Source organism: Mycobacterium sp. NGS48 (assembly GCF_059812585.1).
The window spans coordinates 332,375-349,372 of sequence record NZ_JCALCY010000001.1; the positions used below are offsets into that span (position 1 = coordinate 332,375).

Consider the following 16,998-nt stretch of genomic DNA (forward strand, 5'->3'; position numbering starts at 1 on the left):
GCGTCAAATCGCCCAACAACTCGACGCTCGGCGTGCTCACGGGTTGGTGATCCACATGGTGGTGAAGCGCTGCTCGGCGATCAACAACTCGACGAGCTGGCTGCCGATAAAGTTCTCCAGTTTCCCGCCGACGAGCGGGATCCGAACTTCGACGGTGGCCCGGAATTTCAACCGCGCACCGCCCGACTCGGCCACCGGTTCCAGCACCGCGTCACCGGTCAGTGCGGCCGGCGCGTCCAGGATCGAGCCGACCACAGTGGCGGTGGCGGCGCCGTTGCCGATCGGGTCCCAGGTCTCCTCGCGGCGGATGCATAGATCGCCGCGGTGAAACTGAGTGATCACCCCCGGCAGCCGGTCACTGCGCAGCACCTGGGTGGTGATCACGTCGATCGTGCCGTCCTCGACGCGCATCGAGTCCAGCGTCGCGTCGTCGGCGCCCGAATCGGCCAGCCGGGCCAGCCAATACGCCTCGTCGCTGAATGCTCGAAGAACCTCTTCGACGGTGGCCCCGTAGTCCGTGGACATGTCGAATGAACGCGGCATAGCAAATCACGCTACCGTTACCGCCCGTGGCGGGAACGTTGTTCGCCGGTGCGCATGTCGCCGAGAAGGTGCCGCTGGCGCCGCTGACTACCTTGCGGGTCGGCCCGATTGCGCAGCGCGTCATCACCTGCTCGAGCACCGAGCAGGTGATCACCACGCTGCGCCAATTGGACGCCGAAGAGTGTCGCCCGCTGCTGGTATTAGCCGGTGGTTCCAACGTGGTGATCGCTGATGCGCTGACCGATCTGACGGTAATTCGATTGGCCGCCAACAACGTTCATATCGACCGCAACATCGTGCGGGTCGAGGCCGGTGCAAAGTGGGATGACGTCGTCGCCGCGTCTATCGAGCACGGTCTGGGCGGGCTGGAATGCATGTCGGGCATCCCCGGTTCGGCGGGCGCGACCCCGGTGCAAAACGTCGGTGCGTACGGGGCGGAGGTGGCCGACACCATCACCCGGGTGCGGCTGCTGGATCGGCGCAGCGGCGAGGTGCACTGGGCGGTGCCCGGCGAACTGCGCTTCGGCTATCGCACCAGCGTGCTCAAGCACTCCGAGGCGGCCGTCGTACTGGAAGTGGAGTTCGCGCTGGATGCCGCCGGCCGCAGCGCGCCGCTGCGCTACGGCGAGCTGGTCACCGCGCTGGGCGCGACGGCAGGCCAACCGGCCGAGCCCACGGCGGTGCGAAAAGCAGTGCTGGCGCTGCGGGCTCGCAAGGGCATGGTGCTCGACCCAGCCGACCACGACACCTGGAGCGTGGGATCGTTTTTCACCAATCCGGTTGTCGCGCCGGAGGTTTACCAGCGGCTGACGGACGAAGCGGATCGTCCGGTGCCGCACTATCCGGCGCCGGACGGCGTGAAGTTGGCCGCCGCCTGGTTAGTCGAGCAAGCCGGCTTCGGCAAAGGCTATCCAGGTGCCGCGGGGGCGGCCTGCCGGCTGTCGACCAAGCATGCGCTTGCTTTGACCAACCGTGGTGGTGCCACCGCCGCGGACGTGCTGGCGCTGGCCCGCACCGTGCGCGACGGAGTCCGCGATGTGTTTGGCATCACATTGATGCCCGAACCGGTGCTGGTCGGCTGCGTCCTGTAGCGCGCGCGTGCACGGGGTAGGTCGTTTTCGCCGGTATCTTTGTGTGTCGTGAACACAGCGCGTGACCTGCCGCCGATCAACCGGCGCCGGGCCTTGACGACGCTGGCGGTGGGGATGTTCGCGCCGAACCTTTTGGCGGCTTGTGTCGGGGGATCAAGCAAACAATCGGAAAAGGCCAAACCACCGCCGGCGGCCAGTTTGACGTTCCGGCCGGCCGACAAGGCCGAGGATGTGGTGCCCACTGCGCCGATCAGCGTCGAGGTGCGCAACGGCTGGTTCCAGAAGGTGGCGTTGACGAACACCACCGGCAAGGCGGTGGCCGGGGCACTCAACCGCGACCGCACCGTCTACACCATCACCGAGCCGCTTGGCTACGACGCGTCCTACACCTGGAGCGGTTCGGTGGTCGGCCACGACGGCAAGGCGGTCCCGGTCGCCGGGAAGTTCATCACCGTTACCCCCACCAAGCAGGTCGACGGCGGCTTCCAGCTCGCCGATGGGCAGACCGTCGGGGTCGCCGCGCCGATCATCATCCAGTTCGACGCGCCGATCGCGGACAAGGCGGCAGTCGAGCGGGCGCTAAAGGTCACCACCGACCCGCCGGTCGAGGGCAGCTGGGCATGGCTGCCCGACGAGGCTGCCGGAGCGCGCGTGCACTGGCGCACCCGCGAGTACTACCCGGCGGGCACCAAGGTCAACGTCGACGCCAAGTTGTACGGGCTGGAATTCGGCGATGGCGCCTACGGCAAGCAGGACATGAGCTTGAACTTCGAGATCGGCCGTCGTCAGGTGGTCAAAGCCGAAATCTCGTCGCACCGCATCCAGGTGGTCAGAGACGAAGGCGTCATCATGGACTTCCCGTGCAGCTACGGCGAAGGCGACAAGGCGCGCAACGTCACCCGCAACGGCATCCACGTGGTCAGCGAGAAATACGCCGACTTCTACATGTCCAACCCCGCCGCCGGTTACAGCAACATCCACGAACGCTGGGCCGTGCGCATTTCCAACAACGGCGAGTTCATCCACGCCAACCCGGCAAGTTCTGGCGCACAAGGCAATTCGAACGTCACCAACGGCTGCGTCAACCTGTCGACGGGCGACGCCGAGCAGTACTTCAGCAGCGCCATCTACGGGGACCCGGTCGAGGTGACCGGGAGCCGGATCGAGCTGTCCTACGCCGACGGCGACATCTGGGACTGGGCGGTGGACTGGGACAGCTGGGTGGGGATGTCGGCGCTGCCGCCGGCCAGTGGGTCCAAGCCGTCGCCGGCGTCGATGCCGCGCAGCGCGCCCGCTACCCCCAAGGATGCGCCCACGTTGTCGGGCACCCCGACCACTAGCGCCCGACCCGGCGGCTAGCGGTGGCCTGATCGCGCGGCCGGATCACGATCTGGTCGAGGTTGACGTGCGACGGGCGGGACGCCACGAACCCGATCACCTCGGCGATGTCGGCGGCCACCAGCGGCGTCATCCCCGTGTAGACGGCGTCGGCGCGTTGCTGGTCACCGCCGAATCGCACCAGCGAGAACTCTGTTTCGACGGCGCCGGGCGCAATCTCAGTGAGCCGCACCGGCTGTCCCAACAACTCGCCGCGCAGCGTGCGGTGCAGCGCCCCCTGCGCGTGTTTGGCGGCCGTGTAGCCGGCGCCGCCGTCGTAGATCTCCAATGCCGCCACCGACGTGACGGTGACAATCAGGCCATCACCGGACGCGATCAGTTTGGGCAGCAATGCGCGGGTGACTCGCAGCGTGCCGAGCACATTGGTCTCCCACATCCACCGCCAGTGCGCCAGGTCGGCGTCGGCCACCGGCTCCAGGCCCTTGGCGCCGCCGGCGTTGTTGACCAGCACGTCGACCCGGTCCAACTGCCCCGCCAGCGCCTCGACGGCAGCATCGTCGGTGACGTCGGCGACCACGGCGGTGCCACCGATCTCATCGGCCAGCGCGGTGACCCGGTCGGCCCGCCGCGCCACCGCCACGACGTGGAAGCCCTGGGCAGCGAGGGTTCGCGCGGTCGCCTGACCGATCCCGGCGCTGGCCCCGGTGACCACGGCGATGCGCTGGCCTGACTCCGCTGATCTCATCGGAACGACTTTAGTAACCGTGCTAAATTCCTCAGTGTGTACCTGAGCGCATTGTTCGGTCTGACGTCCGCGTGTCTGTTCGCGGACTGCGCGTGTTGTCGCCGCGCAGTTTGCCGCGCCTGACCGGCCTTCCCAACAACCGAAGCCGGAGTGCGGCCAGACCTCGCCATCGGATCCCGGAGAAGGACACACCCCGTGCGCACAACCGCTCTCACCGCCTCACCCCATAGCAGTCGGCCGTCGCTGCGAATGCGCCACGTCGTGACGCCGTCGCTGCACCTGTCCGACACCGCCGCGGCCTCGGTATTCCGGGCCGTGCGGCTGCGCGGGCCGATCGGCCGCGACGTCATCGCGCAGACCACCTCGCTGAGCATCGCCACGGTGAATCGCCAGGTGATCGCGTTGCTGAACGTCGGACTACTGCGAGAGCGCGCGGATCTTGCCGTGGCGGGCGCGATCGGCCGTCCGCGGGTGCCCGTCGAGATCAACCACGAACCGTTCATGACACTTGGCATCCACATCGGTGCGCGAACCACCAGCATTGTGGCCACCGACCTGTTCGGGCGGACGCTGGACGCCGTCGAGACGCCCACGCCGCGCAGCGGCCAGGCACCTGCCCTGGCCTCGCTGGCCGACGGCGCCAGCCGGTACCTGAGGCGCTGGCATCGGCGTCGCCCGCTCTGGGTCGGGGTGGCCATCGGTGGGGCGGTCGACGGCGCCAGCGGGCACGTCGACCATCCCCGGCTGGGCTGGCGGGAGGCGCCGGTGGGCCCGGTGTTCGCCGACACGCTGGGTCTGCCGGTGTCGGTGGCCTCCCATGTCGACACCATGGCGGGAGCCGAGTTGCTGCTCGGCATGCGCCGGTTGGCTGCCAGCACTTCGACCAGCTTGTACGTCTACGCCCGCGAGACCGTGGGCTATGCACTGGTGATCGGCGGGCGGGTGCACAGTCCGGCGAGCGGGCCGGGCACCATCGCGAACTTGCCCGCGGCTTCGGAACTGCTTGGCGGGTCCGGGCAGCTGGAATCCACCGTCAGCGACGAAGCAGTGCTGGCCGCCGCGCGGCGACTGCGGATTCTGCCCGCCGCCCGCGCCGGCGGTGCCACCGGCACGGTCACCGAGCTGCTGCGGGTCGCACGTAACGGCAACCAGCAGGCCAAAGACCTGCTGACGGAGCGGGCCCGCGTACTCGGTGAAGCGGTCGCGCTGCTGCGTGACCTGCTCAACCCGGACGATCTGGTCGTCGGCGGGCAGGCGTTTACCGAGTATCCGGAGGGTATGGCGCAAGTGGAGGCGGCGTTCGCGGCACGCTCGGTGCTGCCGCCGCGCGACATCCGGGTCACCGCGTTCGGCAACCGGGTCCAGGAGGCCGGCGCCGGCATCGTGTCGCTGGGCGGGCTCTACGCCGATCCGCTCGGCGCGATGCGCCGGGCCGGGGTGCCCGGTTCGGCACTGATAGATACCGACCACGAGTCGTCGGCCTGACGTGGGACGTCGGGTGGTGCTGCAAAGATGACGGGGTGCCTCCGACTGAGATTTCCCGATTGGAGCCCCACCGGCCGGACGCCGCGGAGTTGACCGGTCTGCGGCGGGTGGCGGTGCTGTCGGTGCACACATCCCCGCTGGCCCAGCCGGGCACCGGGGATGCCGGCGGAATGAACGTCTATGTGCTGCAGACCGCCCTGCATATGGCGCGGCGGGGTGTGCAGGTAGAGATCTTCACTCGAGCCACCGCGTCCACCGACCCGCCGATCGTGCCGGTGGCGCCGGGCGTGCTGGTGCGCAACGTGGTGGCCGGCCCATTCGAGGGGCTGGACAAATACGACCTGCCCACCCAGTTGTGTGCGTTCGCGGCCGGGGTACTGCGCGCCGAAGCCGCCCACGAACCGGGCTACTACGACATCGTGCACTCGCACTATTGGCTGTCGGGGCAGGTCGGCTGGTTGGCCCGTGACCGTTGGGCGGTGCCACTGGTGCATACCGCGCACACGCTGGCCGCGGTCAAGAACGCGGCGCTGGCCGACGGCGACGCGCCCGAGCCTCCGCTGCGCTCTGTCGGCGAGCAGCAGGTTGTCGACGAGGCCGACCGGTTGATCGTCAACACCGAAGACGAAGCCGCGCAACTGGTTTCGCTGCATCAAGCCGACCCGGCCGCTGTCGATATCGCCCACCCCGGTGTCGATCTGGACGTGTTTCGGCCCGGTGACCGGCGCGCTGCCCGTGCTGCGCTGAGCCTGCCGCTCGACGAGCAGGTGGTGGCCTTCGTCGGGCGGATTCAGCCGCTGAAGGCGCCCGATATTCTGCTGCGCGCCGCGGCGCGACTGCCGCGGGTGCGCATCGTGGTGGCCGGCGGGCCATCTGGTAGCGGTTTGGCCGCGCCCGACGGGCTGGTTCGGCTGGCCGACGAATTGGGTATCACCGCGCGGGTGACGTTCCTACCGCCGCAGTCGCGTGTGGAACTGGCCAGGTTGTTCCAAGCCGCTGACCTGGTGGCGGTGCCCAGCTATTCGGAGTCGTTCGGCCTGGTCGCCGTGGAGGCGCAGGCGTGCGGAACACCGGTGGTGGCCGCCGCCGTCGGCGGACTGCCGGTGGCGGTGCGCGACGGGGTCAGCGGAACATTGGTGTCCGGTCACGACGTCGACCTATGGGCCGATGCAATCGACGAGTTGCTGCAACTGAGCGCCGGACCGCGGGCCGCGGCCTTGAGCCGCGCGGCGGTCGAGCACGCGGCCACGTTCTCCTGGGACAACACCGTCGATGCGCTGCTGGCCAGCTACCGCCGCGCGATCAGCGAGTTCACTACGCGTCGTCCGGTGCATGAGCTGGCATCGGCGCGGCGAGTCCGGCGCTGGGCGCCACGGCGGGGACTGCGAGCCGCGCCGTGACTCGGGCCGACGACGATGATGCTGGCGTGAAGGGGGATCGTGGGGGTCCCCCCGCTTGCGGGGGAGAGTGGCGCCATGACTGACGTTCAGCGGGTGATCGAGGATGCGCTGGACTCCAGCCAGCTGACGTATTCGCGGCATGAGGGGGCGCACGGCGGGTTGCCCGGGCTGATCGTGGAGTTGCCCGGGGAACGCAAACTGAAGACCAACACCATCCTGAGCATCGGCGAGCACTCGGTGCGGGTCGAGGCCTTCGTGTGCCGCAAACCCGACGAGAACCACGAGGGGGTCTACCGGTTCCTGCTGAGACGCAATCGCCGCCTCTACGGGGTCGCCTACACGCTCGACAACGTCGGCGACATCTACCTGGTAGGTCGGATGTCGCTGGCATCGGTGGACGCCGCCGAGATCGACCGGGTGCTGGGGCAGGTACTCGAGGCGGTGGATTCGGACTTCAACACGTTGCTGGAGTTGGGTTTCCGGTCCTCGATTCAGAAAGAGTGGGAGTGGCGGGTGTCGCGGGGGGAGTCGCTGAAGAACCTGGAAGCGTTCGCCCACCTCATTGACGACGAAGACGACTAAGCGCCCGTGAGAGACTTGCCGGCATGGGAGACACTGCCACGCTGGTGTTGCTTCGCCACGGCGAGAGCGAATGGAACGCCCTCAACCTGTTCACCGGTTGGGTCGACGTCGACCTGACCGACAAGGGCCGCGCCGAGGCGATCCGCGGCGGTGAGCTGATGGTTGAACACGACCTGCTGCCCGACGTGCTCTATACCTCGCTGTTGCGACGGGCCATCACCACCGCGAATCTGGCACTCGACGTCGCAGACCGGCACTGGATCCCGGTGCGGCGCACCTGGCGGCTCAACGAACGCCACTACGGCGCGCTGCAGGGGCTGGACAAGGCCGAGACCAAGGAACGGTATGGCGAGGAGCAGTTCATGACGTGGCGCCGCAGCTACGACACCCCGCCACCGCCGATCGAGCAGGGCAGCCAGTTCAGCCAGGACACCGACCCGCGCTACGCCGATATCGGTGGCGGCCCGCTGACTGAATGCCTGGCTGACGTGGTGGCCCGATTTTTGCCGTACTTCACCGACGTCATCGTGCCCGACCTGCGGTCGGGCAAGACCGTGCTGATCGCCGCGCACGGCAACTCGCTGCGCGCGCTGGTGAAGTACCTGGACGGGATGTCCGACGAGGAGGTCGTCGGACTCAACATTCCGACCGGGATTCCGCTGCGCTACGACTTGGACGCCGACCTGCGGCCCACCCTGGCCGGCGGCAGCTACCTCGACCCCGAAGCGGCGGCCGCCGGGGCGGCCGCGGTCGCCGGCCAAGGCCGCCGGTAGCGCTACTCCAGTGGCTTACCGGCGAGCGTGGTCGGACCCGCTTTTGGCGAACGCCGCGTAAACGGCGGTCGAATACATGGCTCGCAGCGTGTGACATGTCCGATTTTGGCCGCGCGCTACTGGGGTGAAGTTCACCGGGATTTGTAGGATTTTAAATGTGACTGTGTTCTCGGCGCTGTCGCTGGCCGGGGTTTCGATCGTCCTGGCGCTGGCCGTCGGCATCGCCGTCGGTGCTCGTTTGGCGCCGCGCGTCCTCGAGCGACGGCAGCGGGCAGCCGCAGACTGGGCCGGCATCACCGTCGCGCAGATGCTGCAGCGCATCGTCGCACTGACTCCGCTGGGCACCGCGGTGGTGGACGTCCACCGCGACGTGGTGTACCGCAACAACCGCGCCGACGAGTTGGGCCTGGTGCGCGACCGTCAGCTCGACGACGAAGCATGGCGGGCGGCGCGCCGGGCGCTGGCAAGCGGCGATGTTGCCGAGTTCGACATGCAGCCCGCCAAGGCCTCGGCGCCCGGCCGGTCGGGGTTGTCGGTGCGCGGGGAGGCGCGACTGTTGAGCGAGGAGGATCGCCGCTTCGCCGTCGTCTTCGTCTACGACCAGTCCGAGTACGCCCGGATGGAGGCGACCCGTCGCGACTTCGTGGCCAATGTCAGCCATGAGCTCAAGACCCCGGTCGGTGCGATGGCCGTGCTCGCTGAGGCGCTGTTGGTGTCGGCCGACGACCCGGAAACCGTACGCAGGTTCGGTGAGAAGGTGCTCGTCGAGGCCAACCGGCTCGGGGACATGGTCATTGGGCTGATCGAACTGTCCCGGCTACAGGGCGCCGAGCGATTACCCGACCTGGGCGCCGTCGACGTGGATGCCATTGTCTCCGAGGCGATTTCCCGTCATAAGGTGTCCGCCGAAAACGCCGATATCGAGGTCCGCACCGACGAGCCGAGCGGCCTGCGGGTGCTGGGCGACCAGACCTTGCTGATCACCGCGCTGGCCAACCTGGTGTCCAACGCGATCGCCTACTCCCCGCGTGGGTCGCTGGTGTCGATCAGCCGTCGCCGACGCGCCGGATCCGTCGAGATCGCGGTCACCGATCGCGGCATCGGCATCGCACGCAAAGACCAGGAACGGGTCTTCGAGCGGTTCTTCCGCAGCGACAAGGCACGGTCACGGTCCACCGGCGGCAGCGGGCTGGGCCTGGCGATCGTCAAGCACGTCGCCGCCAACCACAACGGCAGCATCGGGCTGTGGAGCCAGCCCGGAACCGGCTCGACGTTCACCCTGTCTATCCCGATGTATGTCGATCCCGGCGACGAGCCCGATCAACCGCCCGAGCCCCTGGCTCGGCCCAAGAGAGTCCAACGAGAGGAAGAACTGCGCAAATGACCAGCGTGCTGATCGTGGAAGACGAGGAGTCGCTGGCCGATCCGCTGGCGTTCCTCTTACGCAAAGAGGGCTTTGATGCCACGGTCGTGACCGACGGGCCCTCGGCACTGGCCGAATTCGACCGGGTTGGCGCCGACATCGTGCTGCTGGACTTGATGCTGCCGGGCATGTCGGGTACTGACGTGTGCAAGCAGTTGCGTGCCCGTTCCAGCGTGCCGGTGATCATGGTCACCGCCCGCGACAGCGAAATCGACAAGGTCGTCGGACTGGAACTGGGCGCCGACGACTATGTGACCAAGCCCTATTCGGCGCGGGAGCTGATCGCCCGGATCCGGGCGGTGCTGCGCCGCGGGGGCGACGATGACTCCGAGGAAGCCGACGGCGTATTGGAGTCCGGACCGGTGCGCATGGATGTCGAGCGTCACATTGTCTCCGTGAACGGAGAGCCGATCACGTTGCCGCTTAAGGAGTTTGACCTGCTGGAGTATCTGATGCGCAACAGCGGCCGGGTGTTGACGCGCGGGCAGCTGATCGACCGGGTGTGGGGTGCCGACTACGTCGGCGACACCAAGACCCTCGACGTGCACGTCAAGCGGCTGCGGTCCAAGATCGAGGGCGACCCGGCCAACCCGGTGCACCTGGTCACCGTGCGTGGGTTGGGCTACAAGCTCGAAAGCTGACCCTCGGCAGCTCGCCGGAAATCGTTGACACGTTGACACAGAAATGTAGTCTTTGTGTCAAAGAGTCATCCGGCTAAGGAGTGGCCATGGGCGCCGGCATCGCACCGCACATCGATCCGGATCGCCTGGCGGGCCCGGTGCGACCCCGGGTGATGGGACAGTTTCGCAAGCACAGCGGCAGCGTGTTCGCCGGCGTCTTCGGAGCCGCCGCGTTCGACGAGGTGGCCCTGGTACCGGTGGCCGCCGCAGTCGACAAGACCGGCCGCTTCGAACGCAACTTCGCCGACCGCGGTGTGCGCAGCGGGTTTTCGGCGCTATTAGCCATTTGGGGCGACGCCGACGACCGCGCGGCCGAGGGCGAACGGCTCAAGCTGCTGCACCGCGACGTCCGCGGCCGCGGCAAGGGGGAGTTCGCCGATGTCCGCTACAGCGCCTTGAGCCCGCAACTGTGGAACTGGATCGCGGTCAGCGGACTGTTCGTGGTGCTGCGGTCCTTTACGCCGGCCACCGGAATCGCGCTGACGCCGGCCGAGGAGGAAGCGGCCTACCAGCAACTTGTCGCCGCGTTCAGCGCTATCGAACTGCCCGGAAAATCCGGCAAGCTGCCGCCGACATACGCCGATGCCATCCGCTACTACGACGACATGGTCGACACCCACCTTCGGGCCAACCCGTTTCTGGATCGGGTAACGGCCGGGCTCACCCGGCTGCCGCTGCCGACACTGCTGTTGCCGGCGCCGCTGCGGGCCGGCATCGCCCCGCTGTGGTTCGCCGCGCGGCCGGTAGCCGGTCGGGTGGTGAAAGTGTGCTCGTTCGGCATCATGCACCCGGGCGTACGGGAACTGACCGGCTTCCGGTGGCAGGACCGCCACGATCGCGAATTCGCGCTCTATACGCGCCTGCTGCAACTGGCCTGGCGCGTGCTGCCGGACCGGCTGCTGCTGGTCCCGCTGGCCTACAACCGGCTGCAGTACGAGAAGCTGGTCAAACTGCACCGATCGGTGGCACTGGACTCTTTCGCCCCGCCCCGGGGCTGCCCCGTCGGCTGACACACTGGTACGGATGCGGCGCACACGGAACACCACTAGCACCACCGAGCAGGAACGGGCCATCCTCAAGGCCGCTGCCGAGGAAGTCTCACTGGTCGGTGTCGGCCGCGCGAGCATGGACGTGATCGCGCGCCAGGCCGGCGTCAGCCGCAGCACGCTGTACCGCCGGTTCCCCAGCCGCGACGCGTTGATCACCGAGCTGGGCCGTCGCACTTTCGAATTCGCGATGGGTCGGCTGCGCACCGTCGGCATCGATTCCGGTCCGAAAGACGCTGCGATAGCGGCCTTCTGCGAAGGTTTGCGGTTGTTGACCACCGAACCCGTGATGCGGAAATTCCTGGAGTTCGACGCCGACCTGGTGGCGGTGCCCGGCATCTTTGCCGAAGCCGAGGCGTTCCTCGACAGCGCGTCCGAGGCGATGGCCAAAGCGCTGCGCGCCGCCGGGGCCGCCATGCCCGATCACGACCTGGCAGCGGTCGCCGAACTGCACATCCGACTGGCTTGCTCACTTGCGCAGGTGCCGAGCAAGGTCCTCGACGTGGGCGACGACGCCGCCGTTCGCGCGTACGCACGAACGCATCTGGCCCCGCTGGTTTGGTAGCGCAGCGTCGTCGTTCCGCGCCGCAGAACGCACGGTCGTTTGGGTCTGGTGGATTACGATTGAGATCGTGTCGGCGGATGTAGCTCTCGGCCGCGGGCGGCTGCCCGCGTTGACGGGGGATGCCCGGGTCGACCGTTGGCGTGAGCACCGAGTTGCAGTGCGCGCCGAGTTGATTGAGTCGACGCTGCGGGCCATCGAGGAATACGGTCCGGACCTGTCGATCGACGACGTCGTCAAGACAGCGGCGGTTCCGCGCCCAAAGCTCTACCGGTTCTTCGCCGACAAGCATGCGTTGTTCACCGCGGTGGGTGAGCGTGCGCAGGAGATGGTCATCGAACGGGTGGTACCCCACTTCAACTTCGCCGGCACCGCGCTGCAGTTGGTGCGCTCGGCAGTGCGTTCGTATGTCGACCTCGTCGACGAGCGGCCCAATCTCTTTCGCTTTCTGGTCGGTTCGCATTTCCGCGACGAGCATTCGCCCACCGAGTTGATCGACAACGCCAGACCGCTGTCAAACGCCACGGTCGACGTGGTGGCCGCGCTGTTGCGCACCCAGGGCGGGAACTCCGGTGACGTCGAGTACTTTGTCGACGCCGCGCTCGGGGCCGTTGCTCTTGGCGTGCTGCGTTGGCTCAACAGTCCGACAATCAGCAAAGATGCCCTCGTCGAACAGCTGACCACCTTTCTGTGGGGCGCATTCTCGGCGTGCGCGGCGGCCCGCGGAGTGGAACTGGATCCAGACTCCAAACTGGATTCTCTGGCTGGCAACGACTAGCTCGGCTCGCATCCCCGATCGAACACCCGGTCCCGTCGCGCTGACCCCTTGTGCCCCCTCACGCCTCGCGGTATTCTGGCCAATACCGGTACTGCTAGTACTAGTTACTAACTGTTCGGGAAAGGCTGAGGTCACCATGGCGGGCAAATTTCGCCGGAAACTTCCGGACGCCACAGCCACGCGCTCGAGTTATCCCACGACGCGACGGGTGCGCTTCGTGTTGGGCGAGGACCGCGCGTACGAAAAGTACTTCGTCAATGACGACATGGTGTTCAGTCACTTCGTGGCCGGGTTGTCCGGCTCCTTCCCACCGGGAGAAGAGTCGTTCATCCGTTCGGTGCGCCGGTTCTCCGACCGCCTCGCCGACAAGGCGTTGCAACAGCGAGTCGCCGGCTTCATCGGTCAGGAATCCACTCACGGCCAGCAGCACCGACAGATCAACGAGAAGCTGATCGAAATGGGTTACCCGATCGGGTGGTGGGATTCGAAGTCGTTCAAGGAACGGTTTATTCACTTCGAACAGCGGCTACCGAGCCGAGTGCACCTGGCAATGACCGCGGCCTCGGAGCACTACACGGCGGTGCTTGCCGAGCGGATACTTGGCCGCTCAGAGCTCCAGGAGATCCCGGGTGAGCCGGAGATATGGAACCTGCTCAACTGGCACGCGCTCGAAGAGCTTGAGCACAAGTCGGTGGCATTCGACGTCTACCGCGCGATGGGTGGCTCGGAACGTACCCGAATTGCCGTGATGTGCGCGATGATCGCGCTCACCTTTCCCATCACGCTGACCACGCTGGTGTTCTCGCTGGCCCGCGATCCGGTCGCGCGGCGGCAGCCGTTGCGACTTGCCCGGGAAGCGCGCGCATTGTTCGGCGGGCCACTGTTCAGTGGCCTGATCTACGACCTGGCGAAATACCTGCAACCGGGATTTCACCCGGATGACATTGACACCCAACGATTGCTGCAGGAGTGGCAACAGGAACTGTTCGGTCCGCAAGGAGCCCTTGTCGACCATCTGAAGTGATCGAACACGACGCCCCGAGGAGACGAGTGCCATGGCCGACAGGAACGTTGCTGTTGCGCGACAGGGGGATTCTGCCCCGATCGGCTATCCGAAGGTACGGCGTATCCGGTTTCGCTTCGGCGATCCGCAACCGATGAACCATCACTTCGTCGAGGGCGACATTGCTTTCAGCCACCTCGTGGCGTTCTTGTCGGCGGCTTTTCCGCCGGGGGAGGAATCGTTCATCAGGTCGGTGCGGCGCGTCGCCGATCGGGTGACCGATCCGGTGCTGAAGAAGCGGGTGGCCGGATTCATCGGCCAGGAGTCGGTGCACGGCCAGGAACATCGCCGACTGAACGAAAAGCTCATCGAAATGGGCTATCCGTTCGTCCGGCTGTTGACCTTCCCCACCGACAGCCGTCGCCACCGGCTGATCCTGCGTCTGGAGAATCGAGCGCCCGCGCTGGTGCACCTGGCGATGACGGCGGCGGCCGAACACTACACCGCAACGCTGGCCGAGCGGGTGCTGTCCCGTGACGAGATCCAAGCGATTCCGGGCGATCCCGAGGTGTGGAATCTGCTCAACTGGCATGCAGTCGAGGAGTTGGAGCACAAGTCGGTGGCCTTCGACGTCTACCGTGCAGTCGGCGGACCCGAGCGGACCCGGATCGGGGTGATGGCGGTGATGTATGTCCTCACCATCCCGGTGGTGACGGCGGCCACCGTGCTGTCGGTGTTGACCGACCCGAAAGGTTGGCGCCCGATCAAGGTGGCGCGGCAGACCATCGGCATCTTCCGTGGCCCGCTGGTGCGGGGCCTGATGGCAGACCTGCGCGTCTACATGCGGCCGGGCTTTCATCCCGACGACATCGACACTCGTCAACTGGTCGAGGAGTGGCGCCAAGAGCTGTTCGGCGCTCAGGGGTCCCTCGTCGGTCACCTCAAGTAACTGGCGGTCCGGCCTTGAGCACCATGCTCGACACCGCGCAGGCCGCCGCTGCCGAGCGGGTATCTCCCGACCACGAGGTTGTTGTGGTGGGCGCCGGGTTCGGCGGGATCGGTGCCGCAATAGCATTGCAGCGGCAGGGAATTCACGACTTTCTCATCATCGACAAGTGGGATCAGGTCGGCGGTACCTGGTATGCCAACACCTATCCCGGGGTGGCCGTGGATATTCCGTCGTTCATCTACAGCTTCTCCTATGAGCAGCGTGGCGGTTGGTCCCGGGTCTTCGCCCCGGGATCGGAACTGCGTCGCTACGCCGACGACATGGTGGACAAGTACGGGCTGCGGGACAAACTGCGGCTGAATACGACAGTTGCCGCCGCGACATTCGATGAACGCCACAGCATGTGGCGGCTGGCCACCGACGACGGCGGCGAGGTCACCGGCCGGTATATGGTGCTGGCGGTCGGCGGACTGGAGCGCCCGAAGATGCCCGACATCGCGGGGCTTCGCGACTTCGGCGGCACGCTCATGCACACCGCGCTGTGGGACCACGACGTCGCACTGGCCGGTAAGCGGGTCGCGATCATCGGCACCGGCGCGACCGCGCTGCAGGTGGTGCCGGCTATCGCCGACGAGGTCGAGCATCTGACGGTCTTCCAGCGGACACCGATCTGGGTATTTCCCAGATTCGACAGGGAAATGAATCCGGTCAGCCGATGGATCATGGAACGCAAGCCGATCCGGTCGGCGGTCCGCCTGGTCGGAACTGTCGGGACCGAAGTTGCCATGAGCGGGGTGTGGATGGGGCCGCGGTGGCTGACGGAAACCGGCCGCCGGGCGCTCGAGGTTTCGACCCGACGCTGGATGCGCAGCCAGGTCGACGATCCGGTGATCCGGGAGAAGCTGATTCCGCGATACGGATTGGGATGCAAGCGACCGTCGATGTCGAACGACTATCTGCGCTCGTTCAACCGTGATGATGTCAGCCTGGTCAGCGACACCATCGAATGCGTCACCGAACGCGGGGTGCGGACCGTCGACGGGGTAGAGCACCGGGTCGATGTGCTGATCTGTGCGACCGGATTCAAGCTGTGGGACACGGGCGCGGTTCCGCCGTTTCCTGTCATCGGCCGGCACGGGCTAGAGCTCGGAGCATTCTGGGACGAGCAGAGATACCAGTCCTATCAAGGGGTTTCGGTGCCCGGCTTTCCGAACGCCTTCGCGATCACCGGCCCCTACGGCTTCGTGCTCGGCTCGTATCTGTGGATGATCGAGGCGACGTCGGCGCACCTGAGCCGAGCGATCGCGGAGGCGAAACGCCGCAAGGCGACGGTGTGCGAAATCCGCCGGGAGGTCCACGAGGAGTACTTCCGCAAATGCCTCAAACGGCAGCAGAAGAACTTTCTGTTCACCCCGGTCTGCGCCGGCTCCAACACCTACTACCTGGACAATAAGGGTGATTCGCCGTTCAGACCGTCGACTCACGGTGAGATGTACTGGCAGAACCGCCATTACGACATCGACGTCTATCGCTACAGTGCAGGCACCGCACAGGAGCGCGCGTGAAAATCAACAGATTGCGGCCGCGCCTCGTCGTCGTCACTGGTGCAGGAAGCGGGATCGGGCGGGCAACGGCGATGAAATTCGCCAAGCTCGGCACTCATGTGGTGGCCTCTGACATCGACGCGGACGCAGCCGCTGCCACCGCCGCGATCATTCGGGGCAACGGGCACCGAGCCTCGGCGGCACGCCTTGACGTCACCGACCCCGACGCGTGGGAGTCGTTCGGTGCAGCGGTGCGCACTGATCACGGTTGCGCCGACGTGCTGGTCAACAATGCGGGCATGCTCGTCGGTGGTCCGTTTCTAGAACTGAGCCCGGCGGACTGGGACCGTCAACTGGGTGTGAACCTGATGGGCGTGGTTCATGGCTGCCGCGTCTTCGGCGCGCAGATGATCGAGCGCGGCGCCGGTGGGCACATCGTCAATATCGCCTCCGCGGCAGCTTTCACTCCCACCCCGGTGATGTCGGCCTACTCGGTGTCCAAAGCCGGGGTGAAGATGCTGACCGAATGCCTGCGGCTTGAACTCGGGCCCAAAGGCATTGGGGTCAGTGCCATCTGCCCCGGAGTGATCAACACCAATATCGGTGAGAACGCGGTCACCGTCGGTGTCGACCCAAAGCTCATCGAGCAAGGCAGGGAGGTTACGCGGCGTCTGCAAGAACTCGGCGAGAAACTTCCGTTCGCGCCGATGAGCCCGAACCTGGTCGCAGCCGCGGCGGTGCGAGCGGTGCGGTTCGACCTCGCGGTTGTGCCGGTTCGTACCGAAGCCTGGCTCGGTTACTTCATGCTACGCATCGCACCCGGCGTCAATCGCCATATGGCACAGCCGTTCTCGGTGGACACCTTGCAACGGCTGGGGAAGCGACTATTGAAGACATCCGGGCGGTAGCGGGCTCGAGTCAGCGATCGTGAGCAAGCGCTCCTGGCAATTGGCTTGTCACTAGTTGCGACCCGCATGTCTGCCCCATCGCCGCCATGACACGGCCGCACGTCCTTGCACGGATCTGAGGGTTCTCGCGGTTAAAGTTAATGCCTGT

General features: G+C 66.6%; 17 protein-coding genes. 15 read left to right on the forward strand and 2 right to left on the reverse strand.

What is annotated here, in order from left to right:
• Positions 1–36 precede the first annotated feature (36 nt).
• Positions 37–543: a DUF2505 domain-containing protein gene (locus AC5Y42_RS01590; RefSeq protein ID WP_499895264.1), complete on the reverse strand. Its 507-nt coding sequence runs from the start codon at positions 541–543 to the stop codon at positions 37–39.
• Positions 544–569: 26 nt separating this feature from the next.
• Between AC5Y42_RS01590 and AC5Y42_RS01595 the strand changes: the two genes are divergently transcribed.
• Positions 570–1,634 carry a UDP-N-acetylmuramate dehydrogenase gene (locus AC5Y42_RS01595; protein ID WP_499895265.1) on the forward strand — a complete coding sequence of 355 codons (1,065 nt, stop codon included), beginning with the start codon at positions 570–572 and terminating at the stop codon, positions 1,632–1,634.
• Positions 1,635–1,673: 39 nt separating this feature from the next.
• Complete coding sequence (locus AC5Y42_RS01600) at positions 1,674–2,993, forward strand: L,D-transpeptidase (RefSeq protein ID WP_499895266.1); 1,320 nt, start codon at positions 1,674–1,676, stop codon at positions 2,991–2,993.
• On the opposite strand, the gene AC5Y42_RS01605 is transcribed toward AC5Y42_RS01600, so the two are convergent.
• Positions 2,971–3,717, reverse strand: a complete 747-nt coding sequence (locus AC5Y42_RS01605) for an SDR family NAD(P)-dependent oxidoreductase (protein WP_499895267.1) — start codon at positions 3,715–3,717, stop codon at positions 2,971–2,973. The two genes, AC5Y42_RS01600 and AC5Y42_RS01605, sit on opposite strands and share 23 nt — an antisense overlap.
• Before the next feature lie 195 nt (positions 3,718–3,912).
• Between AC5Y42_RS01605 and AC5Y42_RS01610 the strand changes: the two genes are divergently transcribed.
• The 13 genes from AC5Y42_RS01610 to AC5Y42_RS01670 all read left to right on the forward strand — a co-directional run bounded on the left by AC5Y42_RS01610 (position 3,913) and on the right by AC5Y42_RS01670 (position 16,850).
• The gene (locus AC5Y42_RS01610) at positions 3,913–5,202 is read left to right on the forward strand and encodes an ROK family protein (protein WP_499895269.1); all 1,290 of its coding nucleotides are present in this window, start codon (positions 3,913–3,915) and stop codon (positions 5,200–5,202) included.
• Between the two features lie 50 nt (positions 5,203–5,252).
• Positions 5,253–6,602 (forward strand): D-inositol-3-phosphate glycosyltransferase, encoded by a 1,350-nt coding sequence (mshA, locus tag AC5Y42_RS01615; RefSeq protein ID WP_499895827.1) that lies wholly within the window; start codon positions 5,253–5,255, stop codon positions 6,600–6,602.
• A 75-nt stretch (positions 6,603–6,677) separates the two neighbouring features.
• Positions 6,678–7,184 carry a type III secretion system chaperone family protein gene (locus AC5Y42_RS01620; RefSeq protein WP_499895270.1) on the forward strand — a complete coding sequence of 169 codons (507 nt, stop codon included), beginning with the start codon at positions 6,678–6,680 and terminating at the stop codon, positions 7,182–7,184.
• A 23-nt stretch (positions 7,185–7,207) separates the two neighbouring features.
• Positions 7,208–7,957 (forward strand): phosphoglyceromutase, encoded by a 750-nt coding sequence (locus AC5Y42_RS01625; protein WP_499895272.1) that lies wholly within the window; start codon positions 7,208–7,210, stop codon positions 7,955–7,957.
• Positions 7,958–8,114: 157 nt separating this feature from the next.
• Positions 8,115–9,341, forward strand: a complete 1,227-nt coding sequence (locus AC5Y42_RS01630; RefSeq protein WP_499895273.1) for a sensor histidine kinase — start codon at positions 8,115–8,117, stop codon at positions 9,339–9,341.
• Complete coding sequence (regX, locus tag AC5Y42_RS01635) at positions 9,338–10,021, forward strand: two-component sensory transduction protein RegX (protein WP_499895274.1); 684 nt, start codon at positions 9,338–9,340, stop codon at positions 10,019–10,021. The genes AC5Y42_RS01630 and regX overlap by 4 nt, the downstream gene beginning before the upstream one ends.
• 86 nt (positions 10,022–10,107) lie before the next feature.
• Positions 10,108–11,070, forward strand: coding sequence for an oxygenase MpaB family protein (locus tag AC5Y42_RS01640; protein WP_499895276.1), 963 nt, complete (start codon positions 10,108–10,110; stop codon positions 11,068–11,070).
• A 13-nt stretch (positions 11,071–11,083) separates the two neighbouring features.
• Positions 11,084–11,671, forward strand: a complete 588-nt coding sequence (locus tag AC5Y42_RS01645) for a TetR/AcrR family transcriptional regulator (protein ID WP_499895277.1) — start codon at positions 11,084–11,086, stop codon at positions 11,669–11,671.
• A 67-nt stretch (positions 11,672–11,738) separates the two neighbouring features.
• Positions 11,739–12,446 carry a TetR/AcrR family transcriptional regulator gene (locus tag AC5Y42_RS01650; protein ID WP_499895278.1) on the forward strand — a complete coding sequence of 236 codons (708 nt, stop codon included), beginning with the start codon at positions 11,739–11,741 and terminating at the stop codon, positions 12,444–12,446.
• A 136-nt stretch (positions 12,447–12,582) separates the two neighbouring features.
• Entirely contained in the window at positions 12,583–13,470 is an 888-nt protein-coding gene (locus AC5Y42_RS01655; RefSeq protein WP_499895279.1) for a metal-dependent hydrolase, read from the forward strand.
• A gap of 31 nt (positions 13,471–13,501) precedes the next feature.
• Positions 13,502–14,398, forward strand: a complete 897-nt coding sequence (locus tag AC5Y42_RS01660; protein WP_499895280.1) for a metal-dependent hydrolase — start codon at positions 13,502–13,504, stop codon at positions 14,396–14,398.
• A 23-nt stretch (positions 14,399–14,421) separates the two neighbouring features.
• Positions 14,422–15,963, forward strand: a complete 1,542-nt coding sequence (locus AC5Y42_RS01665) for a flavin-containing monooxygenase (RefSeq protein ID WP_499895829.1) — start codon at positions 14,422–14,424, stop codon at positions 15,961–15,963.
• Complete coding sequence (locus AC5Y42_RS01670; RefSeq protein WP_499895282.1) at positions 15,960–16,850, forward strand: SDR family NAD(P)-dependent oxidoreductase; 891 nt, start codon at positions 15,960–15,962, stop codon at positions 16,848–16,850. Before AC5Y42_RS01665 ends, AC5Y42_RS01670 begins: the two co-directional genes overlap by 4 nt.
• The last annotated feature ends 148 nt before the right edge of the window (positions 16,851–16,998 follow it).